Raw genomic sequence first — 26,010 nt, 5'->3', positions numbered from 1 at the left:
ACTTCAGACTTGAGCCGCTGTGCGGCTCTACAGCTGGTATGCTGCTTTTGCAGCATACCTTTACAACAGCGCCAGCAGCAGTTCCCGGACCACTTTGCAGGCCACGGCTGTGGAGGCTCCGCTGGCATCCAGCATGGGGGCCAGTTCGTTCACATCGGCAGCCACCACATTGGTCCTGGCCACCAGCCGCAGGGCGTTCAGCAGCTGCATGAAGGTGATGCCCCCGGCTTCCGGGGTCCCGGTGCCCGGGAACACGGAAGGATCCAGGCAGTCCAGGTCGATGGTGAAATACACCGGAGCCTGGCTCTTTTCCAGATCCCGGACCAGCTGTTCCAGCCCTCCGAAACTGAAGGGATGCAGGTCCGTGTGGGCATGGGCGAACTGCCATTCTTCCCGTTCCCCGCTGCGGATGCAGAACTGGTGGATTTTCCCGTCCCCGATCAGGTCGTGGCACCGACGGATCACACAGGCATGGCTCAGTTTCGCCCCCAGGTAGTCATCCCGCAGGTCCGTGTGGGCATCAAAGTGGACGATCTGGAGGTCCGGGTACTTTTTCAGCACTGCCCGGAAGGCGCCCAGGGTCACCAGGTGTTCGCCTCCGATCATAAAGGGCAGCTTCCCGTCCTGGAGGATAGTGGCAGTCCGGTCCTCAATGTCCTTCAGGGCCATTTCCGAACTGCCAAAGCACAGTTCCAGGTCCCCGCTGTCGAACACTGCATAGTCCGTCAGATCCTTGTCCTGGTAGGGACTGTAGGTTTCCAGGCCGAAGCTTTCGTGGCGGATAGCGGAAGACCCGAACCGGGTGCCGGGCCGATAGCTGGTGGTGGAATCAAAGGGGGCTCCGAACAGGACGATTTTGGCCTTTTCGTAAGGAGCGTCGCAGGCCAGGAAGGTTTCCACATTATTTGTCAGCATTTTTGCAGCCTTCTTCCGTTTCCACTTCTTTGAGCATTTCCTCCAGGAAAGCCGGCAGCCAGAAAGCTCCCACATGGAGCCGGGTGGTGTAGTACCGGGTGTGCATGTTCAGGGCTTCCCAGGCGGGAGCGTCCAGGTCGTTGATGGGATGGTACTTCTTGCTGGCAAAGCCGAAGGTCCAGTACCCTGCCGCATAGGTGGGGATGTGGGCCTGGTATACCTTGCTGATGGGGAAGGTGCTGACGATCCGCTGGTGGCTCCGCTGCATGGCAATGGCGTCTTCCTTGTAGAAGGGGCTCCCCTGCTGGTTCACCATGATCCCGTCTTCCCGGAGGGCATTGTAGCAGCTGCCGTAGAATTCCCGGGTGAAGAACCCTTCGGAGGGACCGAAAGGATCCACGGAATCCACAATGATCAGGTCGTAGGAATTTTCCCGGTGGCGGATGAATTTCAGGGCGTTTTCAAAGTAGATGTGCACCCGACGGTCGTCCATCCGGCAGGCGTTCCCGGGCAGATAGTTCCGGCAGGCTTCCACCACCATGGGATCCATTTCCACCAGGTCGATTTTCTCCACCCGGTCGTACCGGGTCAGTTCCCGGACCACGCCCCCGTCCCCGGCGCCGATTACCAGGATGTCCTTGATGCCCTTGTGGACGGCCATGGGCACATGGGTCATCATTTCGTCGTAGATGAATTCATCCCGTTCCGTCAGCATCACGTTCCCGTCCAGGGTGAGCACCCGGCCGAATTCCGGCGTCTCGAAAATATCGATCCGCTGGAAGTCGCTCTGTTTGGAGAACAGGTGACGGTTGACCCGGAGGCTGTGTTTTACATCCGGGGTATGGAATTCACTGAACCACATTTCCATTGGTTGTATCCCCCTCTTATGCTAATACATTCAGGTGGAGCAGTTCCGGATCTTCCGAACCGGTCATGCTGCAGCCCTTTTCTTTGGCGTACCGGATATGTTCCAGCACGGTTTTGGTGATTTTTTCCCCAGGGGCCAGAAGCGGGATCCCCGGAGGATAGCACATGACGAATTCGCTGCACACCCGGCCCTCACACTGCTCCAGAGGCAGGCTCACCTTCTCGGCATAGAAAGCTTCCTGGGGACTGGTGACCACCACCGGTTCCACATATTCCTGGGTGAGCATGCCGGTGGGATCCTTCTGATACCGGCGGCGGATTTCCGCCAGGGCGCTGACCAGCCGTTCCAGATCCTGGATCCGGTCCCCCATGGACAGGTAGGCCAGGATGTTGCCGATATCCCCGAATTCGATCTGGATGTCATAATCATCCCGGAGGATGTCGTACACTTCGATGCCGGCCAGACCGATATCCAGGGTGTGGATGCTCAGTTTGGTGTTGTCGAAGTCGAACACGGAATCTCCGTTCATCAGTTCCCGGCCAAAGGCATAGTAGCCTCCGATGTTGTTGATTTCCTGCCGGGCGTATTCCGCCATGTCCACCACTTTGTGGAAGATTTCCCGTCCGTGGAGAGCCAGCCGCCGGCGGCTGATGTCCAGGCTGGACATGAGCAGGTAGCTGCCGGAGGTGGTCTGGGTCAGGTTGATGATCTGGCGCACATAGCCGGCGTGGACCTTGGGACCGGTGAGCAGGAAGCTGGACTGGGTCAGGCTGCCCCCGCTTTTGTGCATGGAAATGGCGGCCATGTCGGCCCCGGCGGCCATGGCGGAAACAGGCAGCCCGCTGCCGAAGTAGAAATGGGTGCCGTGGGCTTCATCGGCCAGGCACAGCATCCCGGCATCGTGGGCCATCTTTACAATGGCCCGGAGGTCACTGCACACTCCGTAATAAGTGGGGTTGTTCACCACCACAGCCACCGCGTCCGGGTTCTCCCGGATGGCCTTGGCCACTGCATCCCGCTTCATCCCCAGGCTGATCCCCAGCCGCTTGTCCACGTCCGGGTTCACGTATACAGGAATGGCTCCGCAGAGCACCAGGGCGTTGATCATGCTTTTGTGGACGTTCCGGGGCAGAATGATCTTGTCGCCCCGTTTGCAGGCGGACAGGATCATGGACTGGACGGCACTGGTGGTGCCCCCCACCATCAGGAAGGCCTGGCTGGCTCCGAAGGCGTCAGCGGCCAGCTGTTCCGCCTCCCGGATCACCGACACCGGATGGCACAGGTTGTCCAGGGGCTTCATGCTGTTCACATCCACCCCCACACATTTTTCGCCCAGGAACTCCGTCAGTTCCGGGTTGCCCCGGCCCCGTTTGTGGCCGGGTACGTCAAAGGGCACCACCCGCATTTTCCGGAACTTTTCCAGAGCTTCGTAGATGGGCGCCCGATCCTGTTTCAACCGATATTGCTTTTCCAAGCTTTTTCCCTCCCCAGTTCATTTTTTACTTCTGTACAAAAAAACGCAAGCTGCCCCCTTGCAGCTTGCGTTTTAAGGTCTCATCCGGTATTTCGGTTTGCTTCTATCAGGGGATCCCCCGTTACGAACGACTCTTATTGACCGTTTCACAAGTCTGCGCACAGACGCATTGCGGTTATGAAGTAACCAACTTATAAAAGTTGAACCCAAAAGTTCAATCAATAAGGCTGCAAACCAGTTGCCGCCAGTTCGGCAGTGGACCCGGCTGTCCGTATGGCCTTGACCGGACAGCTGCCCCGAAAGGGCAGGACCCCTGTCCAGTGGTCCGTGAAATTTCTGAAAATCCATGAACGAATCTTCAAACCGTAAAAATTTTAACATACCCCCACCCCGTTGTCAATTTCATCTTGTTTTCCCCTCCTCCCCGTGCTACCATGGGGACAGACTTTTTCAAAGGGAGCTGTTGAAATGACAAGGGCAGAATGGGTACGGAGCCAGATACGGAGCCCCTGGCACTGGGGGAGTATGCTGGCACTGTGGGGACTGGGATATTACACGTTGGGCTGGGCAGGCCGGGGGCATATGACCGCCGCCATGGCAGGCTGGGGGCTTTTCCTTTTGGTGGAAACCGCCTCCATGCTTTGGACCATGCTGGCCTTTGCGGGAGCCATGCTGTTCCTGTCCCGGATATTTCCACCGGCGGCCATTATCTTTCTCATCATCGGCATCGTGTTCTTCATCCTCCGGATCCGGTACGTGATCCAGAACGCCCAGCTGTTGGCCAGCGGCTTCCTGGTGTACCTGGTGTACTATTATCTCTTCGCCGATCACATGCACCTGGGCTGGAAACTGGTGGAAGCCTGCTACAAGCTGGTGACCCTGAACCACCTGTTTGCCCTGTCCTGGCAGCTCCGGCACTTTTTGGCCTACCTGGCCATTCTCCTGGCCGCCGGGCTGCCGGTGCTCCTGGTCCATCTGTTTCTCTGGATGGCCTACCGGAAAGGGTATGAAAGCCGCAACGCTCTTACGGTGCTGTTCGGCCTGCCCCTGGTGGTGATTTCCTTCCTGCTGCCGTTCCTGAAGATTTTAGGGGCCTTCGACGGAGCCGCCTTTACCGACGCCGGCCATGGAGGCCATATGGCTCCAGACGGGTTCCACGGAACGGACGGTTTCCACGGCACTGGGGACGGATACGCTCCCACAGGCGATCCCCCGGTTCCCGTCCACCACGTAAACGGCTATATCCGTTCCACCCCCGGGGGAGGCACCACCTATGTCCAGCCCCATGTGGCCACCAATCCGGACGGGATCCTGGAAAACAACCTGTCCTACCACGGTCCCCATCCCCAGCCAAGCCTGGCGGACGCACCCCATGCCCCTGCCGGCGCCGGCCACACGGTCCACGGACCCAATGTGGATACGGTGCCGGGGCTTGGGAAGGAGAAAAAGGAAAAGGAGCTGTGAAAAAATGAGAAATCATTTTTTCACAGCTCCTTTTGATCAGTCAAACTTCCGGTCGTACAGATCGCTCTTGGCCAGGAACTCTTCCACCGTGGCAAAGCCCAGCTTTTTCAGCAGCTCGATTACGTAGGGGTTTTCCGCAGGAGTCTTGTACTGGGACTCATCACTGTAGGCCTGTACGTTCTTCTTGCCTTCCTCCCGGTTCACCAGGGCTTTGGGGCCGCCTACGCAGCCGCCTTTGCAGCCCATGCCTTCAAAGAAGTTCCCTTCGTGGTTCCCCTTCAGGATGCTGTCGATCATGGCCCGGCATTCAGGCACACTGTCCGCCCGGCGGATCTTCATTTCGATCTTCCGGTGAGGGTTCAGCTTCTTCACGGTGGCGTCCACAGCTGCCGCCACCCCGCCGGCGTAAGCGTAGCGGATCCCCGCCTTGGAGGCGTGAGGCACATTGTCTTCTTCCAGGGAAGTCAGATCCAGCTGGGTGGTGGAGAACAGATCCCGGAGCTCTTCATAGGTGAGCACATAGTCGATGGCTCCCTTCAGATCCGGTTCCTTCATTTCCGCCTTCTTGGCCATGCAGGGCCCGATGAACACGGTCTTCGCTTCCGGATGGAGCACCTTCACCGTCCGGCCCCCGGCGATCATGGGAGATACGGAACCGGGCACATTGGGCATCAGCTGGTGGTACAGCCGGCGGATCATGGCGATCCACATGGGGCAGCAACAGCTGGTGAGCTGGAAGTCCCCTTCTTTATTGACGTTCTTGTCGAACTCCAGGGCTTCCTTCAGGGTCAGGATATCGGCGAACACCGCCACTTCCAGCATCCCGGAAAAGCCCAGCAGCTTCAGGGCCGTCCGCAGTTTGCCGGCGGTGACTTCCGGGCCGAACTGGCCGGAGAAGGCGGGAGCCACCAGGGCGTAGATGGGGGTATCTCCCTTCTTCAGTTCTTCCACCACGGGGATGATGTCCTTTTTGGTCTTCAGGGATTCCAGTTTGCAGGCATCCACACAGGCCTGGCAGCCCACGCATTTGTCCGGATCGATCTGGACCCCGTCAGCACTGGGATGCATGGCATCCCACTGGCAGACCTTCACACAGTCCGCCTGCTTGTCTTCCGAACAGGTGCAGGGCTTCACCCGCCACACCAGGCTGGTTTCTTCCGGATGGGCCAGGCATTCGATCATCTTGGGATCGGCGTTGTCGATGTCTTCCACATTCTTCCCTTCCGCCGCCCGTTTCAGCATCTTGTGATACAGTTCATCCAAAGTCAGGTTTTTCGCTTTGCTGTCTTCCATTTTTTCTCCCCTTATTCATGGCCAGCAGTGCTGGCTTCCTTCGGCCATTGACTATTGACCATTGACAATTGACAATTCACACAATCTTCGTGGACCATCCCTCGATGTTCCACACTTGGTCCACCCAGTCTTCGTAGAATTCCGGTTCGTGGGACACCAGGAGCAGGGTTCCCTTGTATTCCCGGAGGGCCCGCCGGAGCTCTTCCTTGGCTTCCACATCCAGATGGTTGGTGGGTTCGTCCAGCACCAGCAGGTTGGCCGGCCGCTGCATGATCTTGCACAGCCGCACCTTGGCCGCTTCACCCCCGGAAAGAGCCGTCATTTTGGTGGTGATGTGGTCGTTGGTGAGGCCGCAGGCGGCCAGGGCAGCCCGGACTTCCGAATTGGTCATCCCCGGGTATTCCTGCCACAGTTCCTCCAGGGCAGTGTTCTGGTTCCCTTTGGCACTTTCCTGTTCGAAATACCCTACGGACACGAAATCTCCCTGTTCCACACTGCCGGCCACCGGCGGGATCATCCCCAGCAGGGTCTTCAGCAGGGTGGATTTTCCCAGGCCGTTGGTACCCCGGATGGCGATTTTCTGGCCCCGTTCCAGCTTCAGGTCCACCTGTTTGGTGAGAGGCACATCATACCCCAGCACCAGATTGCTGGCAGTAAGCACGAACCGGGACGGGGTCCGGTCTTCCAGGAACCGGAAATGAGGCTTGGGCTTTTCCGCCCGTTTGGTGAGGAGCTCCATTTTGTCCAGTTTCTTCTGCCGGCTGTTGGCCATGCCCCGGGTGGCCACCCGGGCCTTGTTCCGGGCGATGAAGTCCTGTTCCTTTTTGATCTCCGCCTGCTGCCGTTCGTAGGCCGCCTCTTCCTGGCGCCGCTTCAGGGCCGCCATCTCCTCGAACTTCTCGTAGTTCCCGGTATACCGGTCCAGCTTCAGGTTGTCCACATGCCAGATGATGTTGGTCACTGCATTGAGGAAAGGTACATCGTGGGAAATCAGGATGAAGGCGTTTTCGTAGTCCTGGAGATACCGGGTAAGCCACTGGATGTGCTCCGCATCCAGGTAGTTGGTGGGTTCGTCCAGCAGCAGGATGTCAGGGTTCTCCAGCAGCAGCTTGGTGAGCAGCACCTTGGTCCGCTGGCCCCCGGACAGTTCGTCCACCTTGTGTTCCAGGCCGATGTCCCGGAGCCCCAGGCCTCCGGCCACTTCTTCGATTTTGGCATCCAGGTTGTAGTAGTCCGCCGCTTCCAGCCGTTCCTGGATTTCCCCCACTTCCTCCATAAGCCGTTCCATTTCTTCCGGGGAAGCGCTTTCCATTTTGTCGTAGTCTGCCAGCATTTCCTGTTCCTGTTCCACCAGTTCCTGGAAGGCGGTGCGGAGAGTTTCCCGGATGGTCTTCCCGGGCTCCAGGGCGGAATGCTGGTCCAGGTAGCCCACTTTGGTCCGCCGGGCCCAGGTCACCTTCCCCTCATCGGGGGTCAGTTTCCCGGTGATGATGGACATAAAGGTGGATTTTCCCTCCCCGTTGGCCCCCACCAGAGCCACATGTTCCCCCTTTTCCAGGCGGAAAGAAACATCGTCGAAAATTTCCCGTCCCCCATAGCTGTGGGAAAGATGGGCAACATCCAAAACACTCATGCAAGAACTCCTTTTGCTTTGGTCTCGAGTCTCAGGTCCCGAGTCTCGAGACGTAAGGCCCGAGACTCGGATTGCCATAGGCAATCCTTCTATAATCGGTTAAGTATACCATAAAATCCTCTTCCCGTTCAATGATTCCAATGGTTGCAGAAACAACAGACATCTGTACAGACTGTATGTTACAATGTCCCCGCTAAGGGTCTGCCGCACGGGCGGCGGACCCATGACCCTTATAACTGCGCTGCAAGAGGAGAAAAACATGGGTTATCAACTGACACAAGAAGGCCTCCGTCAGGTATTCGCCGACTGGAGCCGGGAGTATGACATCTACGCTCCCAAACGGTTTGAAGGGACCGGCCGCTTTTCTGAAACGGATGTGATCCGCTACGGGACGGTGACCGCGCCGGAAGAAGTGATCTGGGACCAGCGGTCCGACTATTCCTGGAAGGAAGCGGTGCTGCCGGTCTGCCAGACCCTGCTGTACTTTACGGAAGAAACGGTCACGGAAGCCAAGGATCCGGACCGGGGCAAGATCGTCCTGCTCCGGAGCTGTGACCTGGCTGCGGTACAGCGGTTCGACTACATCTTCCTCCAGAACGGACCGGAAGATTCCTACTACCGGTCCCGCCGGGACAAGATCAAATTCGTCCTCATGGGTTGTGACCATTCCTTTGAGGGCTGTTTTTGCGTCAGCATGGGCACCAACCGTACCGCCGGCTGGGACGCAGCCCTGAACCGCCGGGAAGAGGGCTACCAGGCTGACGCCGCCGACAGCTTCCTGGCCGCCGCCCTGGAAAAGGCCGGCACCTCCTGCGGGGATGTGGTCCCTGACGCCGTGGAAGCCAACGACTTCACCGTCACGGTGCCGGAGAACCTAACCAGTGCCGTGGCCCAGAGTACCATCTGGGACGAATACGACAAACGGTGCATCAAATGCGGCCGGTGCACCCTGGTGTGCCCCACCTGCACCTGCTGGTCCATGCAGGATCTTTTCTACACGGAAAACGGCAAAGCCGGGGAACGGCGCCGGGTCCAGGCTTCCTGCATGATCGACGGCTACACCGACGTGGCCGGGGGCCTGAAGTTCCGCCAGAAGGGCGGGGAACGGATGCGCTTCAAGGTGCTCCACAAGGTCCTGGACTTCAAGAAACGGGCCGGATACCAGATGTGCGTGGGCTGCGGCCGGTGCGATGCCATCTGCCCGGAATACATTTCCTTTGTCCGCTGCATCGACAAACTGGCGGACGGCATGAAGGAGGTCACGAAAGATGAAAGATAACACCTACCTGCCCTTCCGCTCCGAGATCCTGGAAGTGATCAAGCATGCGGACCTGGAATACACCTTCCGGATGGCCTATGACCGGGGCAAGGAACATCCGGTAAAACCGGGCCAGTTCTTTGAGATCTCCATCCCCAAATACGGGGAGGCTCCCATTTCCGTCAGCGGCATCACCGACCATTCCCTGGATTTCACCATCCGGAAAGTGGGCAGCCTCACCAACGAAATCTTCGAAAACTACGTGGGGGACCATTTCTTCCTCCGGGGCCCCTACGGCAACGGGTTCGACGTGAACATGTTCAAAGGCAAGGAGATCATCCTGGTGGCTGGTGGGTCCGGCCTGTCCCCCATCCACGGGGTCATCGACTACTTTGCGGACCATATGGACGAATGCGAACGGCTGACGGTGATCGTGGGCTTCAAATCCCCCCACGACATCCTGTTCCGGGAAGACCTGAAACGGTGGAAACAAAGCGGCATGAACCTGATCTACACCGTGGACAAGGCGGACGACGACCCGGACTATGACGGCCATGTGGGCCTGGTGACCCAGTACATCCCGGAAATGAACCTCCAGGATCCGGACAACGCCATTGCCGTGGTGGTGGGTCCTCCCATGATGATCAAATTCTCCATCAAGACCCTGCTGGGCCTGGGCTTCGACGAAGAAAAGATCTGGGTCTCTGAATCCCGGAAAATGTGCTGCGGCGTGGGCAAATGCGGCCACTGCCGGATCGGCGAAATCTACGTGTGCCAGGATGGACCGGTGTTCAAATACACCCAGGTCCGGTCCTTCATTGACTAGGAGGCGTCCCATGCTGGATATGGATTGTGGAAAACTGAAAAAGAACGCCTACCGGGTGACCAAGCACCGGGGCATCACCTCTTCCCGGGTGCGGGTGCCCGGCGGCCATCTCACCGCCGATGTACTGGGGAAGATCCAGGAAATCGCGGAAACCTACGGCAACGGCCAGGTCCATCTGACCATCCGCCAGGGCTTCGAGATCCTGGGGATCCCCTTTGAAAAGGTTCCCGAAGTGAACAAGGCTCTCCAGCCCATCATCGAGGAACTGGACATCAACCAGGAAGCCCCCGGCACCGGCTATCCCGCTTCCGGGACCCGGAACATCATGGCCTGTGTGGGGAACCGGGTGTGCCCCTTCGGGAACTACGACACCACCGCCCTGGCCAAACGGATCGAAAAGGCCATCTTCCCCAACGACCTCCATGTGAAGGTGGCCCTTACCGGCTGCCCCAACGACTGCTGCAAAGTGCGGATGCACGATTTCGGGATCATCGGCATGACCGAGCCCCAGTTCGATCCCTCCCGGTGCATCAGCTGCGGCGCCTGTGTGAAGAAATGCAAACAGCTTTCCGTGGAAGCCCTGCACATGGACAAATTCCGCCCGGTGCGGAACGTGGAAAAATGCATCGGCTGCGGAGTCTGCGCCCATGCCTGCCCCAATCGGGCCTGGACCCGGAGCAGGACCCAGTATTTCCGGATCACCCTTTTGGGCCGCAGCGGCAAGAAGAACCCCCGGATGGGTGTGGACTTCATCAAATGGGCGGATGCGGACAGCGTTGTGAAGATTGTCAGCAATGTGTATGACTACGCCCGGAAGTACATCGACCCGGAAGCTCCCGGGGGCAAGGAACACATCGGCTACATGGTGGACCGGACCGGTCCGGAAGAATTCCTCCGGTACATCCTCCGGGACGTGCACCTGCCGGAAAAAGCGGAAGTGTACAAACCTCTCTACTGGAACGGGATCCGGTACTGGGGGTTGAAGTAATAAAGGGTGTGAAAATGCTTTTCACACCCTGTCACTAGTCTCTAGTCACTAGTCTCTAGCTGATGGAAGCCAGCTGTCGCTGGCAAATATAGGAGTTGTGAATTATTTTTTCACAGCTCCTTTTTTGTTATAATGGACCCATGAAAGGACTGATACTCATGAAATGGCTCATTGCTTCTGATATCCATGGGTCCGCCTTGTTCACCCGGCAGCTGCTGGAACGGTTCCGTGCCGAAGGGGCCGACCGACTGCTTCTTTTGGGCGACCTGCTGTACCACGGGCCCCGGAACGACCTGCCGGAAGGCTATGCCCCCAAAGAAGTGATCGCCCTCCTGAACGGCCTGAAGGACCGGATCTTCTGCGTCCGGGGCAACTGCGAGGCGGAAGTGGACCAGATGGTCCTCCAGTTCCCGGTGCTGGCGGACTATGCCCTGCTGGAATGGAACCATCACCTGATCTTCGTCACCCACGGCCACCGGTACAACCTCCAGCACCCGCCTCTCCTCCAGCCCGGAGACATCCTTCTCCACGGCCACACCCACATCCCCGCCAACGAGCCCTGGGGCCAGGACAACCGGTACTGGAACCCGGGCTCCGTTTCCCTGCCCAAAGCCGGCACTCCCCAAAGCTATATGGTGCTGGAGGAGGACCGGCCCCTCTGGAAAGCCTTGGAATAGGAGGACCAGGATCATGACTCCTTCCAGAAAAATTTCCTTTTCTCTTTTCCTGGCGGTGCTGGGAATGGTTTCTTCCGGGTTCCGGCCTTTGCCGGCTCTGGCCCGGGAGGATGCCGCCAAAATCTCCCACGCCCGGAAAAGCTGGCCAACAATGTGAATCTGACCTACAACTACAAAGAGGACACAGCGGCTCCCGGCTGGATTTCCCTGTATCACAACTACAACCAGGCTGATTCTTACTACCCCGCAGGAACGGAAGAGCAGGATGAACTCCCCAGCTACAGCCGGTGGAAGTCTTACACCAACGGACTGGACTGGCGGGACGGCTGGAAAGTGGGAAAGCATTCCACCGTCACGGCCGGGATCACCTGGCAGCACACCTCCCTGGATACGGAGCAGAACCTGCTGGATGCCCATAACTTTGCCAAGAACTACAACCAGGGCATCAGCAATCTGTCCGGCTATGTGACCACCAAGACCCGGTACGGCAAGCTGTCCCTCCAGAGCACTTCCCTGTTCAATCACAACACCCGGTTCCACAATGAATACGTGCACGGAGACTCCCTGGAATACCGGCCGGACGACAGACTGACCTTTTACGGATCCCTCCAGCGGATCTATTCCGTCCCTACCCTGGATGAACTGTACTACAACAATTACAACCGGGATTCAGACGGAGCCTGGAAGATCCGGGGAAATGAGCACCTCCAGCCGGAAACCGGCTTTAAATGGAACGGAGGCATCCGGTACCGGCTCAGCAGCCACAGCACCCTGGGGGCCAATGCCTTTGTATCCCACATCAACAATCCCATTGTGTGGTACAGGGCAGCAGGGACCTGGACACCCAAAAATCTGGAAAGCCAGAACAAGGACGGGATCCAGCTCACCTGGGAGGACCAGTTCAGTTCGAAATACGGCCTCACCGCCTCCTACGCCTGGACCCGTACGGACACCACCTACGGCAGCGGCATCGATCCCCAATACACCGATGAAGTGGCGCCCCATACCGTCAAGGCGGCCCTCACCTACCGGGACAAACGGTGGACCAACAGCCTGCTGTTCCAGGCCGCCTGGGGCCGGGACAAGGGATGGTACACCGGCAATGCCTTCACCCTGGACGCCAATGTCAATTACAGATTCAACCAGCACTGGAGCACCTGGCTGAAGCTCAGGAACCTGCTGGATGAAAGTTACGAAGACGTGGGCTCCCGGACCCTGGGCGACTGCCCCGCCTACGGCCGCACGGCCCTTCTGGGAGTAACGTATCGATTGTGAAAAAGGGTCTGTTGCGCATGCAACAGCCCCTTTTACTTTTTCACCGTTTCCTTCAGATTCTTGAAGAACCGGTCGATGATCCGGTTGTACACTCCCAGGGGATCGTTTTCACTGTCCCGTACCCGGGCATCTTCGCTGGAGGCCACCAGTTTCCCGGTTCTGGTGTCGAACCACAGGAACCGGACGGTGACACTGGCATAGGGCACGTAATAATCCGGGATGTATTCCGGATAGGTCACAGTCCGGTAATAGGTATGCCAGTTGCCCTTGTCATCCCGGTAGCTGTCATCGATTTCCCGGGTCTTCCATTCCGTATGGGCGGGCACCAGGTAGGAATCCACCTGGCAGTTGTCCAGGGCGGCCAGGATGTACAACTGGGCCCCTGCGTCCAGGGCCGCCTGGGGGATGGTCACTGCCTTTCTTTCCCCGTCTGTTGTCTGAACCTGACTTTTCCCGTCTTTTTCCCCTGATTTCTCTGTTTTTCCAGCAGAAACCAGGGGTTCTTTTTCTTCCCCTTCTCCCGGCAATAGAGCCCGGAACTGGATCTCCGGGGCCAGCACCACTTTCACCCCCTTGGCCTTTCCGGCTTTTTTCCGGTAGTCCTGGAGCATTTTCTGGGCCTTGGTACCACTCTGGAGATGGTAGCCGCTCATATCCATATCCGACAGGTACACCGTCTTCACCTGGCTGAAATCATAGTCCGTATCCTGCCAGCTGGTGTATTCCGCCAGAGCTCCGGAAGCCCCGGCCATAGTCAGGATTCCCCCCAGCACCAGCGTACGGATGCCTTGCAGCAGTTTCATGGATCTCACCCTTTCTGTTTTTTCTGATTTTTTACCAGTCTGCCGAGAAAACATGAATCCGGCAGCCTCAGTATATCATAAGGTGAAATCCGGATACAATAAAAAAGAACCCGTCAGCCACGGGTTCTTTCCATCGGCCAGTGACCGTTGACCAGTGACAAAAAAGAGGCTGTTGCATGCGCAACAGCCTCTTTTTTACAGAACTCAGATCAGTTCCAGGATTGCCATTTCAGCAGCATCACCGCGGCGGGGAGCCGTTTTGTAAATACGGGTATAACCGCCGTTGCGGTCAGCGTATTTGGGGGCGATTACATCAAACAGCTTCTTGGTGGCATCTTCATCCACGAGGAATGCCAGAACCTGACGACGAGCGCTCAGATCACCTTTTTTAGCCAGGGTGATCATTTTATCAGCCAGACCGCTGATTTCTTTGGCTTTCGTTTCAGTGGTTTCGATTCTCTCGTTTTTGAAGAAGGCGGTCAAGACGCTGCGGAACATAGCTTTCCGGTTGCTGGTGTTCCGGTTGAATTTTCTGTAGGACATCTTTCGTCTTCCTCCTATTCTTCGTCAGAATTGCGCAGGTGCAATCCCAATTCTTCGATTTTGTTCTTGACTTCTTCCAAGGATTTGCTGCCCAGGTTGCGGACGCAAATCAGCTCGTCTTCCGTCTTGTTGATGATATCTTCTACCGTATTGATGCCGGCCCGTCTCAAGCAGTTGTTGGAACGGACAGTCAGATCCAGATCATCGATGGACATCTGCAGCACAGAAGACTTGGTGCCTTCATCGCTGGTCTTGGTACCATCTTCGTCCCCCTGGATGCGGGGCACATTGGTGGTCTTGAACAGAGCCAGATACTTGATCAGGATTTCGGCTGCAGAAGTCACAGCTTCATCCGGCCCCAGGCTCCCGTCGGTCCATACTTCAAGGGTCAGCCGGTCGTAGTTGGTCACGTTGCCCACCCGGGTATCGGTGACACCGAATTTCACACGGGTGATGGGGGAGTAGATGGAATCCACAGGGATGAAGCCGATGGGCTGATCCTTGGATTTGTTCTTCTCCGCCTGGACGTAGCCACGGCCCACGTCAACGTAGATTTCCATGTTCAGGGATCCGTTCTTGTCCAGGGTTGCAATGTGCAGCTCCGGATTCAGAACTTCCGTGTCCTGATCGGTGATCACGTCGGCGCCGGTCACTTCGCCTTCGCCAGCCTTCTTGATGTAGAACGTCTTGGGTTCAAAGGAGGTCTGGTCATCCAGACCCACTTTGAAGCACAGGGCTTTGATGTTTAATACGATATCCGCAACGTCTTCTCTGACTCCCTCAATGGTAGAGAACTCATGGAGGACTCCATCGATTTTGATGCCCGTCACAGCCATGCCGGACAAGGAAGAAAGCAGTACACGACGCAGACTGTTACCTAAAGTAATACCGTATCCACGTTCCAAAGGTTCCCAGACGAACTTGCCATAACGTCCGTCAGGAGAAATTTCGTCGACAACCAGGCTAGGTTTTTCGATTTCCTTCATGCGGAAGCCTCCTTTCGCGCATTACCACAATACGCGGTATAAGTAAGTGGAGAACAGTATCGGATTACTTGGAGTACAATTCGACGATCATCTGTTCTTCAACAGGTACGTCGATGTCTTCCCGAACCGGCAGACGGTCAACCTTTCCGCTGAGGTTTTGAGCGTCCACGGAGATCCAGGCAGGAACGGAGGTCTTGCCCAGGACTTCAGCCATGCCTTTGAAGTAGGCAGAGCTGCGGCTGTTTTCCATTACGGAGACTACATCCCCGGCTTTAACCAGAGCAGAGGGGATGTCCAGGCGCTTGCCGTTTACGGCAATGTGGCCATGGGTCACCAGCTGGCGAGCCTGACGGCGGGTATGGGCCAGGCCCATGCGGTATACCACGTTGTCCAGTCTGCGTTCCAGCAGGATCAGCAGGTTGGCACCAGCGATGCCTTCCATTTTCTTGGCTTTTTCATAGTAGCCGCGGAACTGTTTTTCCAGAACGCCATAGATGAACTTGGCTTTCTGTTTTTCAGCCAGCTGCATACCATATTCGCTCTTCTTTTTGAACTGGCGTTTCGGCTGCCGGTTGGATTCTTTCATAACCCCAACGAAAGCCGGAGACATGCCCAGAGATCTGCATCTTTTCAGAACAGGAGTCTTATCAATAGCCATCTAGTCTTTCACCTCCAATTATACTCTTCTGCGTTTCGGCGGACGGCAGCCGTTGTGAGGAATGGGAGTCACATCTTTGATGGATTCCACTTCCAGGCCTGCAGCCTGCAGAGCGCGGATAGCAGCTTCACGGCCAGCGCCGGGGCCCTTGACGAATACTTCGATCCGTTTCAGACCATGTTCCATAGCGGCTTTGGCAGCGGATTCAGCAGCCATCTGAGCTGCAAAAGGAGTGCTTTTCCGGGAACCGCGGAAGCCCTGACCGCCGGCAGAAGCCCAGCTCAGGACAGCCCCGTTCAGATCGGAAATCGTTACGATCGTGTTATTAAAGGTGGAGCGGATATGTGCTACACCAGCTTCAATGTTCTTGCTTACTTTCCGTTTGGCACGGACAACTTTTTTACCAGCCACTCGTCTAATCCCTCCTTAGACAGACTTACTTCTTAGCGCCGGCCACTTTTTTCGGGCCTTTGCGGGTACGAGCATTGTTCTTGGTGTTCTGACCCCGTACAGGCAGGCCTGCACGATGTCTCCGGCCGCGGTAGCAGCCGATTTCCACCAGGCGTTTAATGTTCAGGGATTCTTCACGGCGAAGGTCCCCTTCCACTTTGTATTCATGATCCAGGATTTCACGCAGCTTGGCAATTTCCGCTTCCGTCAGATCCCGGACACGGGTGTCAGGGTTGATCCCGGTTTTAGCCAGGATTTCCCGGGACAGGGTCAGACCGATCCCGTAAATGTACGGCAGAGCGTATTCGATACGTTTATCTCTAGGTAAATCTACACCGGCGATACGAGCCATTCAAAGCACCTCCTTCTTATCCTTGTCTCTGTTTATGTTTCGGGTTTTCGCAAATGACCATGACGCGGCCTTTGCGTTTGATGATCTTGCATTTTTCGCAAATGCGTTTTACAGACGGTCTTACTTTCATGTTGCTTGAACCTCCTCTTGCCAATCCTCTTATTTGAACCGATAAGTAATCCGACCCCGGTTCAGATCATAGGGCGTCAGCTCTACGGTCACCTTATCCCCTGGGAGGATCTTAATAAAGTTCATACGTATTTTTCCGGAAATATGTGCCAGGATTTCATGATCGTTTTCCAGTTTTACCCGGAACATCGCATTGGGTAAAGATTCCAAGACAGTACCTTCTACTTCGATCGCATCTTGTTTTGACACGCTTATGCCTCCTTACCCTTTTACAGCAGCGACCACATCAGCATACACCTTGTCGATGGGCTGAGTGCCGTCAATTTCCCTGTACACGCCTTCCGCCTTGTAATACGCAATGAGAGGAGCAGTTTGGCTATGGTACGCTTCCAAACGTTTTTTCACAGTGGTTTCTTTGTCATCATCCCGCTGGTAAAGTTCCCCACCGCATTTGTCGCATACCTTTTCCTGTTTGGGAGGATTGTACACCACATGATAGGTGGCACCACAGTTTTTGCAGATCCGCCGGCCGGTAACCCGGGCTACCAGGTCTTCATCAGGCACGCTGATGTTGACCGCAGCAGTCAGGGAGATCCCGAGATTCTTCAGGATGTCGTCCAGGGCTTCTGCCTGATCTTTGGTACGGGGAAAACCGTCCAGGATGAATCCTTTGGCACAGTCCGGCTGGCTCAGACGTTCCTTCACAATGCCGATCGTGACACTGTCCGGAACCAAACCGCCGGCGTCCATATATTTCTTGGCTTCTTTCCCCAATTCCGTCCCATTTTTCACAGCCGCACGGAACATATCTCCCGTAGAAATATGGGGAATGGGGAAATCGGCAACTAATTTTTCCGCTTGGGTCCCCTTGCCTGCGCCAGGAGGTCCCATTAAAAGAATATGCATGTTCTCTCTCCTTATTTCATGAAACCCTGGTAGTGCCGCATGAGGGTCATGGACTCTACCTGTTTCATTGTGTCAAGCGCTACGCCAACTACGATCAACAAAGCCGTTCCGCCGAAGTATACTCCGGAAATTCCTGTGAGCCAGACGATCATGTTGGGCATAATAGCAATGAACGCCAGAAAAACAGCACCCGCCAGGGTGATCCGGTTCATCACCTTGTCCAGATAGTCCGTGGTCGGTTTGCCAGGCCGCAGCCCGGGGATGAAGCCGCCGTATTTCTTGATGTTGTCGGACATATCCGGGATGTTCAGGCTTACTGCGGTATAGAAGTAAGTGAAGAACAGGATGAGCAGGATGTACAGCGAGGTCTGCAACGGTGTGCCCCATGCTAAATAGCCGGCCACTTTCTGGATCCAGGGGATCTTGATGAACTGCGCAATGGTCACAGGAAACATCAATACGGAAGAAGCGAAGATGATGGGCATAACACCGGCCTGATTCACCTTCAGGGGAATGTAGGTGGTGTGTCCGCCGTACATCTTCCGACCTACGATCCGCTTTGCGTACTGGACGGGGACTTTCCGGTAGGAAACCGTAATGGCCACCACGAACATCACCATCAGTACAGCCAGCACAGCGAAGATCAATACGTTGAAGACGTTGATAGTTCCTGCCTGCAGGTACCGGCCGATCACAGCCAGCCCGTTGGGCAGTCGGGAAATGATCCCGGCAAAGATGATCAGAGAAATCCCGTTCCCGATCCCTTTGGCCGTAATCTGTTCCCCAATCCACATCAGCAGCAGAGAGCCTGCGGTAAGGGTGATGACGATCATGGCAAAGGAGAAGAAGTCAGGGTTGTTGACTGCCGCCCGCAAGCCATATGCCATCCCGATTGCCTGAATGGCGCCCAGGCCCACCGCCGCATAGCGGTTGATTTTGTTGATTTTTTTTGCTCCTTCCGCTCCCTCTTTGGACCATTCTTCCAAAGTCGGGATCACCACTGTCAGCAGCTGCGTAATAATTGACGCATTGATGTAAGGAGTAATGCTCATGGCAAATATGGAGAATTTGCTGAGAGCACCGCCGGAGAACAGATCCAGAAGACCGAACAGGTTTCCACTGGTGAAAAGCCGTTCGATCATGGCTGCGTTAACCCCCGGAACGGGAATTTGCGTACCAGCCCTGAATACTATGAACATCGCAAGGGTAAATAATACTTTCTTTCGGAGTTCCGTAGCCTTTAACAGGTTATCAAGGGCTGATGCCAATTAGATCACCTCTACCTTACCGCCGGCAGCTTCGATCTTGGATTGAGCAGTTTTGCTGAAGCCCATGGCTCTTACCGTGACCTTTTTGGTCAGTTCGCCATTGCCCAGGACACGAATGCCGTCACGGATGTTTTTCACCAGGCCGGCTTCGATCAGGGCTACAGGATCGATTACAGCACCGTCGTCAAAGCAGTTGAATACTTCCACATTGATCTCAGTGTAATGTTTGCCGAATTTATTGTAGAAACCGCGTTTCGGCAGACGCAGGTACAACGGCTTTTGGCCACCTTCGAACCCAGGACGTTTCACCCCGCCGCTACGGGATTTCTGACCTTTTTGGCCTTTGCCGGATGTTTTGCCCAGGCCGGAACCAAGACCGCGGCCTACACGGACGCGAGCTTTTTTGGAGCCGGCAGCGGGAGCCAATTCATGCAAATACATTTGCAGACCTCCTTATTACGCCTTCACTTCTTCTACTTTGACCATATGTTCCACTTTGTGGATCATACCGCGCAGAGCAGGAGAGTCTTCTTTCACAACGCTGGTACGGATCTTGGTCAGACCCAGAGCCTTGACAGTAGCGCGTTGGTCTTTGGGATACCCGATTAAGCTACGGGTCAGCGTGATTTTTACCTGTGCCATCATGCTACCTCCTTAGCCTAACAGTTCTTCAACAGTTTTGCCGCGCAGAGCAGCAACTTCTTTGGCGTTCTTCAGGGATTTCAGACCCTGCAGAGTTGCCCGGACCACATTGTTGGGGTTGGAAGTACCCTGAGATTTGGTCAGGATGTCCCGAACGCCAGCCAGTTCCAGGACGGCACGGACAGCACCGCCGGCGATAACCCCGGTACCTTCCATAGCCGGTTTCAGCAGGACGCGGCCTGCACCGAACACACCGATTACTTCGTGAGGAATGGTGGTGCCTTTCAGAGGAACGGTGATCAGGTTCTTTTTGGCATCATCCACACCCTTGCGGATTGCTTCGGGAACTTCGGCAGCTTTGCCCAGGCCCATGCCAACCTTGCCGTTTTCATCACCAACAACAACCAAAGCAGAGAAGGAGAAACGACGTCCGCCTTTTACGACCTTAGCTACGCGGTTGATGAAGACTACTCTTTCTTTGAAGCCATCATCTTGTTTTTCGTAATTAGCCACTCTTTTGTCCTCCCTCTGTTAAAATTCCAGACCAGCTTCGCGAGCCGCTTCAGCCAGGGCTGCTACACGGCCGTGATACAGGTAACCACCGCGGTCGAATACAACAGTCTTGATGCCCTTTTCCAGAGCTTTTTTGGCGATTTCAGTGCCGACAGCTTTAGCAGCTTCGATGTTGCCGCCGTAGTTGGCTTTGTTGGCCTTTTCCACGGTGCTGGCGGAAACCAGAGTTTCACCAGTTTCATCGTTGATGATCTGAGCGTAGATGTTGCTCAGGCTGCGATATACATTGAAACGGGGTTTTTCAGCCGTTCCCACAATATTTCTGCGCATACGCAGGTGACGTTTCTGACGTGCTGCGTTTTTATCTTTCTTGTTCAGCAAGAGATTCACTCCTTCCTATTAGAAATTATTTCTTGCCTTTGGCGCCGGCTTTACCAACCTTGCGGATGATATGTTCGCCTACATAGCGGATCCCTTTGCCTTTGTAGGGTTCGGGAGCACGCAGGCTGCGGATTTCAGCAGCCACAGCACCAACTTTTTCCTTGTCGATACCGGAAACGATGATTTCCGTGGAGTTCGGGCAGTCGAAGGAAATGCCTTCGGGAGGATCCATCACGCAGGGATGGGAGAAGCCCAGGGTGAAGCTCAGGGCTTTGCCCTTCTTGGCTACACGGTACCCAACACCCTGGATTTCCAGGTGTTTGGAATACCCTTCCGTAACGCCGATGATCATGTTGTTGATCAGGGTACGGGACAGGCCGTGGAGGCTGCGGTGCACCTTGTCGTCGGAAGGACGGGTCACGGTGATCACCCCATCATTCAGGGCCACGGTCAGTTCTTTGCTGATTTGACGGCTCAGTTCGCCTTTCGGTCCCTTAACGGAGACCAGGTTATCTTCCACCGTTACCGTAACTTTATCAGGGACGGTAATCGGAGCTTTTCCAATTCTTGACACTTATAAGCACCTCCGGTCTAGGGAATATCTTACCAAACGTAAGCCACTACTTCGCCGCCCAATCCAGCTTTCCGGGCAGCCTTGTCGGTCATCATGCCCTTGGAAGTGGAGATTACGGCGATGCCCAGGCCGCCCAGTACGCGAGGCAGCTGGTCTTTCTGGGTGTAGACTCTCAAACCGGGTTTGGAGATACGCTTAATGCCGGAAATAACTTTTTCCTTGTTGGGACCGTATTTCAGCTGTACACGGATCACATTCTGGTGTTCACCGGCTACGACTTCGAAATCTTTAATGAATCCTTCGCTCTTCAAAATCTCTGCAATGGCAGTTTTGATTTTGGAGCAGGGGATTTCAACTTTATCGTGATGAACCGAATTGGCATTACGGATTCTCGTAAGCATATCGGCAATCGGATCAGTCATGGTCATTTATAAAAGCCCTCCTTCCTTTTTCCGCTCTTACCAGCTTGCTTTCGTTACGCCGGGAATAGCGCCTTCGTAAGCATACTTCCGGAAGCAGATACGGCAAATGCCGAATTTGCGCATGTAAGCATGCGGTCTGCCACAGATTTTGCAGCGATTATATTTGCGGACCTTGAACTTCGGTTCCGCTTTCCATTTTTCAATCAATGCGGTCTTTGCCACGGTTTTCCCTCCTTATGCCCCAAACGGCATACCCAGAAGCTTCAGCAGTTCTCTGCCTTCTTCATCGGTTTTAGCAGTCGTTACGATGATAACATCCATGCCGCGGACTTTGTCGACTTTATCATAGTCGATTTCAGGGAAAATCAGCTGTTCTTTCAGGCCGATGGAATAGTTGCCACGGCCGTCGAAGGACTTGGGGTTGACCCCTCTGAAGTCACGTACCCGGGGCAGGGCAATGTTCATGAATTTATCCAGGAATTCATACATCCGGCTGCCACGCAGGGTGACTTTCACACCGATGGGCATGCCTTCACGGAGTTTGAATGCAGCGATGGATTTCTTTGCCTTGGTGATGATGGGTTTCTGACCGGCGATCATGGTCATGTCAGCCACAGCAGATTCAATAGCCTTGCTGTTGGTCACTGCTTCACCGCAGCCAATATTCAAAACAACTTTTTCCAGTTTCGGAATTTCGTTGACGTTCTTGTAATTGAATTTTTCCATTAAGCCTTTCACAGCTTCGGAATTGTATTTGTCTTGCAGTCTCGTTGCCATCTGTTTTCCTCCTTTCCCGAAGATTATTTATCGATGACTTCCCCGCATTTTTTGCAGGCTCTGACAAAACCATTGCCAGCGGCCACTTTTTTGATACGGGTCGGTTTCTTGCAGGACGGGCATACCAGCATTACGTTGGAAACGCTGATAGGAGCTTCCTTGGTAATGATCCCACCCTGAGGGTTGCTCTGAGAAGGTTTCGTGTGCCGTTTTACCTGGTTCACGCCTTCCACAGTCACCTTGGATTTCTTCGGGAAAGCAGCGGTCACTTTGCCTTCCTTGCCTTTATCTTTACCAGCCAATACCACCACGGTATCGCCTTTTTTCACGTGCAATTTCACGGCTTCAGCCATTTCTGCAACACCTCCTTGTTCTTAGAGCACTTCCGGTGCCAGGGAAATGATCTTCATGAAGTCTTTATCACGGAGTTCCCGGGCAACAGGCCCAAAAATACGAGTGCCCTGAGGGGTCTTATCGTCTTTGATCAGAACCGCAGCGTTTTCGTCGAAACGGATGTAAGAACCATCCGGACGGCGGGTGCCTTTTACGGAACGCACCACAACGGCCTTCACTACATCACCTTTTTGGACAACGCCACCGGGTGTAGCATCTTTGACAGAAGCCACAATGATGTCACCGATGTTGGCGTATCTCCGATAGGAACCGCCCAGCACACGGATGCACATAATCTTTTTGGCGCCGGTATTGTCCCCAACATTCAGCACAGTCTGCTGTTGAATCATGGTTTACCTCCCTTGCCAAGCTATGCTCAGCAGTCTATCTTATTTTGCCCGTTCTACGATTTCAACGACGCGCCAGCATTTGTCTTTGGACAGGGGCCGGGTCTGAGCAATCTTCACGATATCCCCAGTATGAGCATCATTGTTTTCGTCATGAGCCTTCAGTTTAATGGTATGCATTACGCCTTTTTTGTAAAGAGGGTGTTGAACCAGACGTTCAATAGCGACCACAACGGTTTTCTGCATCTTGTCGCTTACGACTTTACCAGTACGCGTAACACGCAAGTTTCTCTCTTCAGCCACGGAATGTTTCCTCCTTCGCTTAGGGTCTAACCCGGATTAAGCGTTCACTTCGCGTTCCCGCTGGATCGTTTTGATCTGGGCAATGGATTTCTTGACTTCTCTGATCTTCATCGGATTGTCCAGTTGTCCGGTTGCCATTTGAAAACGCAAATTAAAAAGTTCATCTTTTAAGCCTGCCAGCTTGGATTCCAGCTCTTCAACAGACATTTCTCTGATTTCGTTAGTTTTCATTAAGCTTCACCACCTACTCCATTTTCACGCGCGGTGACTTCGGCATCCAGCTGTTCCTTCGTAACGAAGCGGGTCTTGATCGGCAGCTTGTTGCCGGCCAGACGCATAGCTTCCTTAGCGATATCTTCAGTAACGCCTGCCATTTCGAACAGAACCCGGCCAGGTTTAACCACGGCTACCCAGTATTCAGGAGAACCTTTACCACTACCCATACGGCTGCCAGCAGCTTTGGCAGTTACAGGCTTGTCAGGGAAAATCTGGATCCATACCTGACCGCCACGTTTGATGTAACGGGTCATGGCGATACGGGCGGCTTCGATCTGCCGGTTGGTGATCCAGGACGGTTCCAGGGCCACCAGGCCGAACTGACCATGAGCCACTCTGTTGCCCCGCATTGCACGGCCTTTCATGCGGCCTCTATGCTGTTTACGATGCTGTACTCTCTTCGGTAATAACATTATTTCGCCCCTCCTTCTTGCGCTTCAGGAGCTTCCTTCTTCACGGCCTTGGTCGGCAGGACTTCGCCTTTGTAGATCCATACCTTTACGCCGATCCGGCCATAAGTGGTATGAGCTTCAGCAGTCCCATAGTCGATGTTGGCACGCAGGGTATGCAGAGGAATGCTGCCATCACGATAGCTTTCGGTACGGGCGATTTCAGCCCCGCCCAGACGGCCGGCGCACTGGATCTTGATCCCTTTGGCACCCAGACGCATGGTACGGCCCACGCACTGCTTCATGGCACGGCGGAAAGCGATCCGGCGTTCCAGCTGGGAAGCAACGTTTTCAGCAACCAGGGTGGCATCCATATCCGGTTGTTTAACCTCGATGATGTTGATGTCCAGCTTGCTGTCGGTCATTTTGGCCAGGTCTTTTTTCAGCAGTTCGATGTTGCTGCCCTGACGGCCGATGACGATACCAGGTTTAGCGGTGTAGATGCTGATCCGCATCTTCTGTTCCGTTCTTTCGATGGTAACCCGAGAGATACCAGCCTGGAATTGTTTATCTTTAATGAAATCACGAATCTTGATGTCTTCCAACAGATTCTTTTGATAGTCCTTGTCGGCGAACCATTTGGAATCCCAATCATCGATTACGCCCACTCTGAAACCATGTGGATTAACTTTTTGACCCACTATTCATTCCCTCCTTCTGTCAGGATGATTATTTTTCGGAAACAGCCACGGTGACATGGCTGGAACGTTTCAGGATCTTGAAGGCCTGTCCACGGGACCGCGGATGGATTCTCTTCATGGTGGGACCCTGGTCAACGAAAGCGTTGGAAACGACCAGATTGTCAGCGTTCATGTCAAAGTTGTGTTCAGCGTTCGCAACAGCGGAGCGAAGAACTTTTTCAATAACCTCAGAACCAACTTTCGGGGTAAACTTGAGGATTGCAAAGGCTTCGTTCACAGACTTGCCCCGGATCAGGTTGATCACGATGCGCAGTTTGCGAGGTGCGATACGGATGTATTTGGCAACAGCTTTAGCTTCTTGCATCTATTTTATCCTCCTTCCCCTGATTATTTCGTTACGGCAGCGGCTTTATCGCCATGGCCCTTGAACAGACGGGTAGGAGCGAATTCGCCTAATTTATGGCCGACCATATCTTCGGTGATATACACAGGCACATGTTTGCGGCCATCATGGACAGCAATGGTGTGACCCAGGAATTCAGGGAGAATCGTGGAGCTGCGGGACCAGGTTTTAACGACTTTCTTATCCTGGGCAGCGTTCAGCGCTTCAATTTTCTTCAGCAGACTAGCTTGGACATAAGGTCCTTTTTTAACGGATCTGGACACTCTGTATGCCTCCTTTCAACAAACTCTGTTATTTCGTTCTGCGTTTCAGGATCAGTTTGGAAGAAGCCTTCTTGTTCTTCCGGGTACGGGTACCAAAAGCACTCTTGCCCCAGGGAGTAACAGGACGCTTACGACCAACAGGGGAGTGACCTTCACCGCCGCCATGAGGATGGTCGTTCGGGTTCATTGCCACACCACGGTTGGCGGGACGGACACCCAGCCAGCGGGAACGGCCTGCTTTACCCAGAGTCAGGTTTTCATGATCCAGGTTGCCGATCTGACCGATGGTGGCACGGCAGTTGATGTGTACCTGACGCAGTTCGCCGGAAGGCATACGCAGCAGGGCATAGCTGCCTTCTTTGGCCATCAGCTGGATGGCAGCACCGGCGCTCCGGCCCATCTGGCCGCCTTTGCCGATCTTCAGTTCCACATTGTGGACCATGGTACCCAGAGGGATGTTCTGCAGGGGCAGTGCGTTGCCCACTTTGATATCGGCTTCGGGACCGCTGACAACAACGTCGCCCACCTTCAGGCCCTGAGGAGCCAGGATGTAGCGTTTTTCACCGTCTGCATAGTTCAGCAGAGCAATGTTGGCGCTCCGGTTGGGATCATATTCGATGGTCGCAACTTTTGCGGGGATGTTGTCTTTATTCCGTTTGAAATCGATGATACGATACTGTCTTTTGTGACCGCCGCCCTGATGACGAACCGTCATTTTACCGGTGTTGTTCCGGCCGGCATGCTGGTTCAGTTTAACAACTAAAGGGCGATGGGGCTTGTCCGTAGTGATCTCTTCAAAGGTGGACACAGTCATGCTGCGTCTGGAAGGAGAATACGGATTAAAGCTTTTAATAGCCATT

The 26,010-nt window shown here is 54.8% G+C and carries 38 protein-coding genes and 1 pseudogene; 7 read left to right on the top strand and 32 right to left on the bottom strand.

All coding sequences use genetic code 11. The features are described from left to right. Window positions 1–60 precede the first annotated feature (60 nt). From speB to ACTQY1_RS05600, 3 genes are read right to left on the bottom strand one after another with little or no spacing between them, the layout of a single operon-like run. Window positions 61–915, bottom strand: coding sequence for an agmatinase (gene speB, locus ACTQY1_RS05610; protein ID WP_154488480.1), 855 nt, complete (start codon window positions 913–915; stop codon window positions 61–63). Further along, entirely contained in the window at window positions 902–1,783 is an 882-nt protein-coding gene (speE, locus tag ACTQY1_RS05605) for a polyamine aminopropyltransferase (protein WP_022488190.1), read from the bottom strand. The genes speB and speE overlap by 14 nt, the downstream gene beginning before the upstream one ends. Window positions 1,784–1,799: 16 nt before the next feature. Beyond that, window positions 1,800–3,257, bottom strand: coding sequence for an aminotransferase class I/II-fold pyridoxal phosphate-dependent enzyme (locus tag ACTQY1_RS05600; RefSeq protein WP_022488189.1), 1,458 nt, complete (start codon window positions 3,255–3,257; stop codon window positions 1,800–1,802). A gap of 468 nt (window positions 3,258–3,725) precedes the next feature. Here ACTQY1_RS05600 and ACTQY1_RS05595 point away from each other — a divergent pair, with 468 nt between their 5' ends. Further along, entirely contained in the window at window positions 3,726–4,721 is a 996-nt protein-coding gene (locus tag ACTQY1_RS05595; RefSeq protein WP_441373906.1) for a hypothetical protein, read from the top strand. Between the two features lie 36 nt (window positions 4,722–4,757). On the opposite strand, the gene ACTQY1_RS05590 is transcribed toward ACTQY1_RS05595, so the two are convergent. Next, window positions 4,758–6,014 carry a [Fe-Fe] hydrogenase large subunit C-terminal domain-containing protein gene (locus ACTQY1_RS05590; RefSeq protein ID WP_441373905.1) on the bottom strand — a complete coding sequence of 419 codons (1,257 nt, stop codon included), beginning with the start codon at window positions 6,012–6,014 and terminating at the stop codon, window positions 4,758–4,760. 76 nt (window positions 6,015–6,090) lie between these two features. Then, a complete protein-coding gene (locus ACTQY1_RS05585; protein ID WP_441373904.1) occupies window positions 6,091–7,647 on the bottom strand; it encodes an ABC-F family ATP-binding cassette domain-containing protein in 1,557 nt (518 codons plus the stop codon). 259 nt (window positions 7,648–7,906) lie between these two features. Between ACTQY1_RS05585 and asrA the strand changes: the two genes are divergently transcribed. From asrA to ACTQY1_RS05555, 6 genes and pseudogenes are all read left to right on the top strand, one after another. Further along, on the top strand, window positions 7,907–8,926 hold the full coding sequence (gene asrA, locus ACTQY1_RS05580; RefSeq protein WP_441373903.1) for an anaerobic sulfite reductase subunit AsrA: 1,020 nt from the start codon (window positions 7,907–7,909) through the stop codon (window positions 8,924–8,926). Further along, entirely contained in the window at window positions 8,916–9,731 is an 816-nt protein-coding gene (gene asrB / locus ACTQY1_RS05575; protein ID WP_022486679.1) for an anaerobic sulfite reductase subunit AsrB, read from the top strand. Before asrA ends, asrB begins: the two co-directional genes overlap by 11 nt. 10 nt (window positions 9,732–9,741) lie before the next feature. Next, window positions 9,742–10,719, top strand: coding sequence for a sulfite reductase subunit C (gene asrC / locus ACTQY1_RS05570; RefSeq protein WP_022486680.1), 978 nt, complete (start codon window positions 9,742–9,744; stop codon window positions 10,717–10,719). A 158-nt stretch (window positions 10,720–10,877) separates the two neighbouring features. After that, a complete protein-coding gene (gene yfcE / locus ACTQY1_RS05565) occupies window positions 10,878–11,396 on the top strand; it encodes a phosphodiesterase (protein ID WP_441373902.1) in 519 nt (172 codons plus the stop codon). 13 nt (window positions 11,397–11,409) lie between these two features. Beyond that, complete coding sequence (locus ACTQY1_RS05560) at window positions 11,410–11,553, top strand: hypothetical protein (RefSeq protein WP_022486682.1); 144 nt, start codon at window positions 11,410–11,412, stop codon at window positions 11,551–11,553. Further along, window positions 11,505–12,671: pseudogene (locus ACTQY1_RS05555) on the top strand (TonB-dependent receptor plug domain-containing protein); the annotation flags it as partial. The gene ACTQY1_RS05560 and the pseudogene ACTQY1_RS05555, both read left to right, overlap by 49 nt. Before the next feature lie 32 nt (window positions 12,672–12,703). On the opposite strand, the gene ACTQY1_RS05550 reads toward ACTQY1_RS05555, so the two are convergent. The 27 genes from ACTQY1_RS05550 to rplB form a co-directional block, all read right to left on the bottom strand. Then, window positions 12,704–13,474 carry a hypothetical protein gene (locus ACTQY1_RS05550; RefSeq protein WP_441373901.1) on the bottom strand — a complete coding sequence of 257 codons (771 nt, stop codon included), beginning with the start codon at window positions 13,472–13,474 and terminating at the stop codon, window positions 12,704–12,706. 204 nt (window positions 13,475–13,678) lie between these two features. Then, the gene (rplQ, locus tag ACTQY1_RS05545) at window positions 13,679–14,017 is read right to left on the bottom strand and encodes a 50S ribosomal protein L17 (protein WP_012939236.1); all 339 of its coding nucleotides are present in this window, start codon (window positions 14,015–14,017) and stop codon (window positions 13,679–13,681) included. Between the two features lie 14 nt (window positions 14,018–14,031). Beyond that, entirely contained in the window at window positions 14,032–15,003 is a 972-nt protein-coding gene (locus tag ACTQY1_RS05540; protein ID WP_022486685.1) for a DNA-directed RNA polymerase subunit alpha, read from the bottom strand. A 64-nt stretch (window positions 15,004–15,067) separates the two neighbouring features. After that, window positions 15,068–15,661 carry a 30S ribosomal protein S4 gene (gene rpsD / locus ACTQY1_RS05535; protein ID WP_022486686.1) on the bottom strand — a complete coding sequence of 198 codons (594 nt, stop codon included), beginning with the start codon at window positions 15,659–15,661 and terminating at the stop codon, window positions 15,068–15,070. 18 nt (window positions 15,662–15,679) lie between these two features. Continuing rightward, window positions 15,680–16,072, bottom strand: coding sequence for a 30S ribosomal protein S11 (gene rpsK, locus ACTQY1_RS05530; RefSeq protein ID WP_022486687.1), 393 nt, complete (start codon window positions 16,070–16,072; stop codon window positions 15,680–15,682). Between the two features lie 25 nt (window positions 16,073–16,097). After that, window positions 16,098–16,463 carry a 30S ribosomal protein S13 gene (gene rpsM / locus ACTQY1_RS05525; RefSeq protein WP_012939240.1) on the bottom strand — a complete coding sequence of 122 codons (366 nt, stop codon included), beginning with the start codon at window positions 16,461–16,463 and terminating at the stop codon, window positions 16,098–16,100. A 16-nt stretch (window positions 16,464–16,479) separates the two neighbouring features. Further along, a complete protein-coding gene (rpmJ, locus tag ACTQY1_RS05520) occupies window positions 16,480–16,593 on the bottom strand; it encodes a 50S ribosomal protein L36 (protein ID WP_009015366.1) in 114 nt (37 codons plus the stop codon). A gap of 29 nt (window positions 16,594–16,622) precedes the next feature. Continuing rightward, window positions 16,623–16,841: a translation initiation factor IF-1 gene (gene infA, locus ACTQY1_RS05515; protein WP_009015367.1), complete on the bottom strand. Its 219-nt coding sequence runs from the start codon at window positions 16,839–16,841 to the stop codon at window positions 16,623–16,625. Window positions 16,842–16,853: 12 nt separating this feature from the next. Continuing rightward, window positions 16,854–17,498 carry an adenylate kinase gene (locus tag ACTQY1_RS05510; RefSeq protein WP_441373900.1) on the bottom strand — a complete coding sequence of 215 codons (645 nt, stop codon included), beginning with the start codon at window positions 17,496–17,498 and terminating at the stop codon, window positions 16,854–16,856. Window positions 17,499–17,509: 11 nt separating this feature from the next. Further along, complete coding sequence (gene secY / locus ACTQY1_RS05505; RefSeq protein WP_154488473.1) at window positions 17,510–18,766, bottom strand: preprotein translocase subunit SecY; 1,257 nt, start codon at window positions 18,764–18,766, stop codon at window positions 17,510–17,512. Then, entirely contained in the window at window positions 18,767–19,207 is a 441-nt protein-coding gene (gene rplO, locus ACTQY1_RS05500) for a 50S ribosomal protein L15 (protein ID WP_022486690.1), read from the bottom strand. It lies immediately after the preceding gene. A 15-nt stretch (window positions 19,208–19,222) separates the two neighbouring features. Then, window positions 19,223–19,408 carry a 50S ribosomal protein L30 gene (gene rpmD / locus ACTQY1_RS05495; RefSeq protein ID WP_154488505.1) on the bottom strand — a complete coding sequence of 62 codons (186 nt, stop codon included), beginning with the start codon at window positions 19,406–19,408 and terminating at the stop codon, window positions 19,223–19,225. Between the two features lie 12 nt (window positions 19,409–19,420). Then, window positions 19,421–19,921, bottom strand: a complete 501-nt coding sequence (gene rpsE, locus ACTQY1_RS05490) for a 30S ribosomal protein S5 (RefSeq protein ID WP_022486692.1) — start codon at window positions 19,919–19,921, stop codon at window positions 19,421–19,423. 18 nt (window positions 19,922–19,939) lie between these two features. Next, window positions 19,940–20,302 carry a 50S ribosomal protein L18 gene (gene rplR / locus ACTQY1_RS05485; RefSeq protein ID WP_012939246.1) on the bottom strand — a complete coding sequence of 121 codons (363 nt, stop codon included), beginning with the start codon at window positions 20,300–20,302 and terminating at the stop codon, window positions 19,940–19,942. Between the two features lie 25 nt (window positions 20,303–20,327). Continuing rightward, complete coding sequence (gene rplF, locus ACTQY1_RS05480; protein WP_012939247.1) at window positions 20,328–20,876, bottom strand: 50S ribosomal protein L6; 549 nt, start codon at window positions 20,874–20,876, stop codon at window positions 20,328–20,330. A gap of 29 nt (window positions 20,877–20,905) precedes the next feature. Then, window positions 20,906–21,304 (bottom strand): 30S ribosomal protein S8, encoded by a 399-nt coding sequence (rpsH, locus tag ACTQY1_RS05475; protein ID WP_012939248.1) that lies wholly within the window; start codon window positions 21,302–21,304, stop codon window positions 20,906–20,908. A gap of 30 nt (window positions 21,305–21,334) precedes the next feature. Continuing rightward, complete coding sequence (locus tag ACTQY1_RS05470; protein WP_012939249.1) at window positions 21,335–21,520, bottom strand: type Z 30S ribosomal protein S14; 186 nt, start codon at window positions 21,518–21,520, stop codon at window positions 21,335–21,337. 12 nt (window positions 21,521–21,532) lie between these two features. Beyond that, window positions 21,533–22,075: a 50S ribosomal protein L5 gene (gene rplE / locus ACTQY1_RS05465; protein WP_022486694.1), complete on the bottom strand. Its 543-nt coding sequence runs from the start codon at window positions 22,073–22,075 to the stop codon at window positions 21,533–21,535. A 23-nt stretch (window positions 22,076–22,098) separates the two neighbouring features. Beyond that, window positions 22,099–22,428 (bottom strand): 50S ribosomal protein L24, encoded by a 330-nt coding sequence (rplX, locus tag ACTQY1_RS05460; protein ID WP_012939251.1) that lies wholly within the window; start codon window positions 22,426–22,428, stop codon window positions 22,099–22,101. A 21-nt stretch (window positions 22,429–22,449) separates the two neighbouring features. Next, window positions 22,450–22,818 carry a 50S ribosomal protein L14 gene (rplN, locus tag ACTQY1_RS05455; protein WP_012939252.1) on the bottom strand — a complete coding sequence of 123 codons (369 nt, stop codon included), beginning with the start codon at window positions 22,816–22,818 and terminating at the stop codon, window positions 22,450–22,452. 39 nt (window positions 22,819–22,857) lie between these two features. Further along, the gene (gene rpsQ, locus ACTQY1_RS05450; protein ID WP_012939253.1) at window positions 22,858–23,118 is read right to left on the bottom strand and encodes a 30S ribosomal protein S17; all 261 of its coding nucleotides are present in this window, start codon (window positions 23,116–23,118) and stop codon (window positions 22,858–22,860) included. 36 nt (window positions 23,119–23,154) lie between these two features. Then, window positions 23,155–23,349: a 50S ribosomal protein L29 gene (gene rpmC / locus ACTQY1_RS05445; RefSeq protein ID WP_022486695.1), complete on the bottom strand. Its 195-nt coding sequence runs from the start codon at window positions 23,347–23,349 to the stop codon at window positions 23,155–23,157. Beyond that, window positions 23,349–23,807, bottom strand: a complete 459-nt coding sequence (gene rplP, locus ACTQY1_RS05440) for a 50S ribosomal protein L16 (protein WP_022486696.1) — start codon at window positions 23,805–23,807, stop codon at window positions 23,349–23,351. The genes rpmC and rplP overlap by 1 nt, the downstream gene beginning before the upstream one ends. Beyond that, window positions 23,807–24,484, bottom strand: a complete 678-nt coding sequence (gene rpsC, locus ACTQY1_RS05435; protein WP_022486697.1) for a 30S ribosomal protein S3 — start codon at window positions 24,482–24,484, stop codon at window positions 23,807–23,809. Before rpsC ends, rplP begins: the two co-directional genes overlap by 1 nt. 28 nt (window positions 24,485–24,512) lie before the next feature. After that, window positions 24,513–24,848, bottom strand: a complete 336-nt coding sequence (gene rplV / locus ACTQY1_RS05430) for a 50S ribosomal protein L22 (protein ID WP_022486698.1) — start codon at window positions 24,846–24,848, stop codon at window positions 24,513–24,515. Between the two features lie 23 nt (window positions 24,849–24,871). Then, a complete protein-coding gene (rpsS, locus tag ACTQY1_RS05425) occupies window positions 24,872–25,150 on the bottom strand; it encodes a 30S ribosomal protein S19 (protein ID WP_022486699.1) in 279 nt (92 codons plus the stop codon). A gap of 28 nt (window positions 25,151–25,178) precedes the next feature. Further along, window positions 25,179–26,009, bottom strand: coding sequence for a 50S ribosomal protein L2 (rplB, locus tag ACTQY1_RS05420; RefSeq protein WP_022486700.1), 831 nt, complete (start codon window positions 26,007–26,009; stop codon window positions 25,179–25,181). Window position 26,010: the final 1 nt, after the last annotated feature.

The sequence above is a fragment of the Acidaminococcus sp. HCP3S3_G9_1 genome (assembly GCF_052122455.1).
Lineage (GTDB): Bacteria > Bacillota > Negativicutes > Acidaminococcales > Acidaminococcaceae > Acidaminococcus.
This window is presented reverse-complemented; position numbering and strand designations above follow the sequence as displayed.

Excerpts from the sequence above, each read along its gene's own strand:
- rpsM (WP_012939240.1), bottom strand. The coding sequence starts at position 16,463 with ATGGCTCGTATCGCCGGTGTAGATTTACCTAGAGATAAACGTATCGAA.
- rplE (WP_022486694.1), bottom strand. The coding sequence starts at position 22,075 with ATGGCAACGAGACTGCAAGACAAATACAATTCCGAAGCTGTGAAAGGC.
- ACTQY1_RS05590 (WP_441373905.1), bottom strand. The coding sequence starts at position 6,014 with ATGGAAGACAGCAAAGCGAAAAACCTGACTTTGGATGAACTGTATCAC.
- asrC (WP_022486680.1), top strand. The coding sequence starts at position 9,742 with ATGCTGGATATGGATTGTGGAAAACTGAAAAAGAACGCCTACCGGGTG.
- ACTQY1_RS05595 (WP_441373906.1), top strand. The coding sequence starts at position 3,726 with ATGACAAGGGCAGAATGGGTACGGAGCCAGATACGGAGCCCCTGGCAC.
- asrA (WP_441373903.1), top strand. The coding sequence starts at position 7,907 with ATGGGTTATCAACTGACACAAGAAGGCCTCCGTCAGGTATTCGCCGAC.
- rpmC (WP_022486695.1), bottom strand. The coding sequence starts at position 23,349 with ATGAAAACTAACGAAATCAGAGAAATGTCTGTTGAAGAGCTGGAATCC.
- rplX (WP_012939251.1), bottom strand. The coding sequence starts at position 22,428 with ATGGCTGAAGCCGTGAAATTGCACGTGAAAAAAGGCGATACCGTGGTG.
- rpmJ (WP_009015366.1), bottom strand. The coding sequence starts at position 16,593 with ATGAAAGTAAGACCGTCTGTAAAACGCATTTGCGAAAAATGCAAGATC.
- rpsD (WP_022486686.1), bottom strand. The coding sequence starts at position 15,661 with ATGGCTATTGATAAGACTCCTGTTCTGAAAAGATGCAGATCTCTGGGC.
- speB (WP_154488480.1), bottom strand. The coding sequence starts at position 915 with ATGCTGACAAATAATGTGGAAACCTTCCTGGCCTGCGACGCTCCTTAC.
- ACTQY1_RS05510 (WP_441373900.1), bottom strand. The coding sequence starts at position 17,498 with ATGCATATTCTTTTAATGGGACCTCCTGGCGCAGGCAAGGGGACCCAA.
- asrB (WP_022486679.1), top strand. The coding sequence starts at position 8,916 with ATGAAAGATAACACCTACCTGCCCTTCCGCTCCGAGATCCTGGAAGTG.
- ACTQY1_RS05560 (WP_022486682.1), top strand. The coding sequence starts at position 11,410 with ATGACTCCTTCCAGAAAAATTTCCTTTTCTCTTTTCCTGGCGGTGCTG.
- rpsH (WP_012939248.1), bottom strand. The coding sequence starts at position 21,304 with ATGACCATGACTGATCCGATTGCCGATATGCTTACGAGAATCCGTAAT.
- rplQ (WP_012939236.1), bottom strand. The coding sequence starts at position 14,017 with ATGTCCTACAGAAAATTCAACCGGAACACCAGCAACCGGAAAGCTATG.
- speE (WP_022488190.1), bottom strand. The coding sequence starts at position 1,783 with ATGGAAATGTGGTTCAGTGAATTCCATACCCCGGATGTAAAACACAGC.
- rplB (WP_022486700.1), bottom strand. The coding sequence starts at position 26,009 with ATGGCTATTAAAAGCTTTAATCCGTATTCTCCTTCCAGACGCAGCATG.
- ACTQY1_RS05540 (WP_022486685.1), bottom strand. The coding sequence starts at position 15,003 with ATGAAGGAAATCGAAAAACCTAGCCTGGTTGTCGACGAAATTTCTCCT.
- ACTQY1_RS05585 (WP_441373904.1), bottom strand. The coding sequence starts at position 7,647 with ATGAGTGTTTTGGATGTTGCCCATCTTTCCCACAGCTATGGGGGACGG.
- yfcE (WP_441373902.1), top strand. The coding sequence starts at position 10,878 with ATGAAATGGCTCATTGCTTCTGATATCCATGGGTCCGCCTTGTTCACC.
- rplP (WP_022486696.1), bottom strand. The coding sequence starts at position 23,807 with ATGTTATTACCGAAGAGAGTACAGCATCGTAAACAGCATAGAGGCCGC.
- rplO (WP_022486690.1), bottom strand. The coding sequence starts at position 19,207 with ATGTATTTGCATGAATTGGCTCCCGCTGCCGGCTCCAAAAAAGCTCGC.
- rplV (WP_022486698.1), bottom strand. The coding sequence starts at position 24,848 with ATGCAAGAAGCTAAAGCTGTTGCCAAATACATCCGTATCGCACCTCGC.
- ACTQY1_RS05550 (WP_441373901.1), bottom strand. The coding sequence starts at position 13,474 with ATGAAACTGCTGCAAGGCATCCGTACGCTGGTGCTGGGGGGAATCCTG.
- rpmD (WP_154488505.1), bottom strand. The coding sequence starts at position 19,408 with ATGGCACAGGTAAAAATCACGCTGACCCGTAGCTTAATCGGGTATCCC.
- rplN (WP_012939252.1), bottom strand. The coding sequence starts at position 22,818 with ATGATTCAACAGCAGACTGTGCTGAATGTTGGGGACAATACCGGCGCC.